The 2402-nt window shown below is 46.0% G+C and carries 2 protein-coding genes; both read right to left on the reverse strand.

The features are described 5' to 3' along the window. Positions 1-1597: condensation domain-containing protein (locus D9603_RS19035; protein ID WP_206644521.1), on the reverse strand; the 1597-nt coding region annotated here is incomplete at its 3' end. Between the two features lie 2 nt (positions 1598-1599). Continuing rightward, the coding region (locus D9603_RS19040; protein ID WP_153188201.1) for a phosphopantetheine-binding protein at positions 1600-2402 on the reverse strand (803 nt) is incomplete at its 5' end.

Here is a 2402-nt window from a genome sequence, read left to right on the forward strand (position 1 = left end):
GCTGCTCCACGATGCTTGCCAGATCTGTATCGCTGGTAAATGACTCGGCGTTGTCGTGCCAAGTACGGAGTGTGTCAGTTTCCAATTTATTTTGTAGCGCTATTTTTGCAAGTGGCTGTGCGGTTCTGGCGATTACCTGATCGATAATATTAATAAAGCGCTCAGCAAGGGTTGCGATCCAGTCACTGGGAAATAGTGCGGTGGCGTAGTTAATATCACCAAATACTTCTTCGTCACCATTTTGTAGCAGTAAACTAATGTCGAACTTAGCGACTTTATGGAGCGCTTTTATTTGTGACTCATCCACAGGCGTAAATAGCTGTTGACTATTGTCATCACTATTATTTTTAAACTGCTCAAGTGAAAACATCATCTGAAATAGCGGATGGCGAGATGGATCTCGTTGTAATTTCAGGGCGTCGACCAATTTATCAAATGGTAAATCTTGGTGTGCTTTGGCCGCTTTTAGGGTTTGGTGCACTTGTTGCACTAAGGCATTAAAGTCGAGTGCGCTATCAATATGAACTGGCAGGGCTAAGCTATTGACCAAAAAGCCAATAAGATTTTGTGTCTGACTTAGATGACGGTTGTCAGACGGCGTACCAATGACTAAGTTTGACTGACCGCTGGTTGCTTGTAATGTTAACGCCCAACTGCTGAGCAGTACTACATAAAGACTGGTTTGCTGCGTTTTGGCAATGGTCTTTAAGGCTTCGCTTCTTCCCTTACCCAAATGAATACGATGATCCGCACCGCGATATTGGTATTCCTTTGGCCGTGGTAGGGGTGAGTGTAATTCGAGCTGCTCAGCGCCTGAGAGCGCCTCAGTCCAGTGCTCTAAAAGCGTAGTTAAGGCATCGCCGCTGAGGTACTCGCGCTGCCATTTGGCGTAATCCTTGTACTGTAACTCAAGCGTTGGTAGCTCAGGCGCTTTGCCTGAAGCTAGCATAAAATAGGCTTGATGTAGTTCACGCATAAAGATTTCTGTAGACCAACCATCAAACGCAATGTGATGCCACATAAATAGCACGTAACGTTCAGCGCCCAACGTCCAACAGCAAACCTTAAACATAGGCTCATCAGCTAAGTTAAATGGTGTACTGATCGCTTTTTTCACAGCCGCATTAAGCGCCGCTAAGTCAGCCACTGAGCTCGGCGCAATATCAATACTGGCGCTCAATACCTCTTGATAGTCATGGCCTTGCTTGTCTTGACGATAGACACTACGAAGTACTTGATGTCTATCTAACACGATATTTAGCGCGTTTGCTAAATGTGTCAGTTCGGTGTGCTCAGAGAGTCTCACCAAAAAGGGAATATGATAAGCGCTGGTGCCATTTTCTAAGCGTTCGATAAAGAGTAACCGCTCTTGCGCAAACGAAAGCGGATAGCGGTTTAATTCAGGTAATGTGTTAAACGCATCCTTTGAAAAAATTGCTTTTGCTTCAAGGTAATCCATTAACTGCGTTTTGTTTGATTTTAACTTTGCAACAAGCGCTGCATCTGGCGCTTGTGCGCCAAATGACAGCTCTAGTCCGCCATCTTGCAACCAGATTGATAGATTGTGATCTTTGAGTTCAGCGAGCAATGACAACATGGCTAAATCCTCATGCTATTAGTTTGTTCTTGTTGTGATCCCGAGTCTGCTTTGATCTCGATATCGGCGCTCAGTGTTTCTAGGTTGTCGACGATTGCGGCAATATGGGTATGCTCAAACAAAGCCGAAATTGGGATGTTTAAATCCAGCTCCTTGTTACACGCATTCATCAACCGGATAGCTGAGATAGAGTCGCCGCCGATTTGGAAGAAATTATCTTCAATGCCCACTTGCTCAAGACCAAGTACCTGTTGCCAAATCTCACAAAGCTGGGTTTCTAAAGCATTGCGCGGTGCCACATAGAGGTTATCGGCTTGAAGCTCTGGTGCGGGCAGAGCCTTACGGTCAAGCTTGCCGTTACCGGTGAGTGGAATATGTTCAACTAGGATAAAGTGACTGGGCACCATGTACTCTGGTAATACAGCACTTAAGGCAAGCTTTAACTCGGTAATTTCAAAGGTAGACTCTGCAACAAGGTAGGCGGCTAATGCTTTGCCTTGCGGTGCAGGTACATCAATCACTACGGCGTTTTGTACGCCTTGCTGATTGGCAATGGCAGCGGCAATTTCGCCTAATTCAACGCGATAACCACGGATTTTTACCTGCTCATCGTTACGACCGAGATACACCAAGTCGCCGTTGTCTAGGAAACGGGCAAGGTCACCGGTTTTGTAGAGTTTGTTATGGCCGGGGTCATGACTAAACGGGTTATCAATAAAGCGCTCGGCATTAAGCTCAGGGCGATTTAAGTAACCGCGGGCAACCCCAAGACCTGAAATATACAACTCACCCGGTGCGCCAATAG

This window comes from Pseudoalteromonas sp. PS5, from assembly GCF_004103255.1.
In the GTDB taxonomy this organism is placed as follows: Bacteria; Pseudomonadota; Gammaproteobacteria; order Enterobacterales; family Alteromonadaceae; genus Pseudoalteromonas; species Pseudoalteromonas peptidolytica.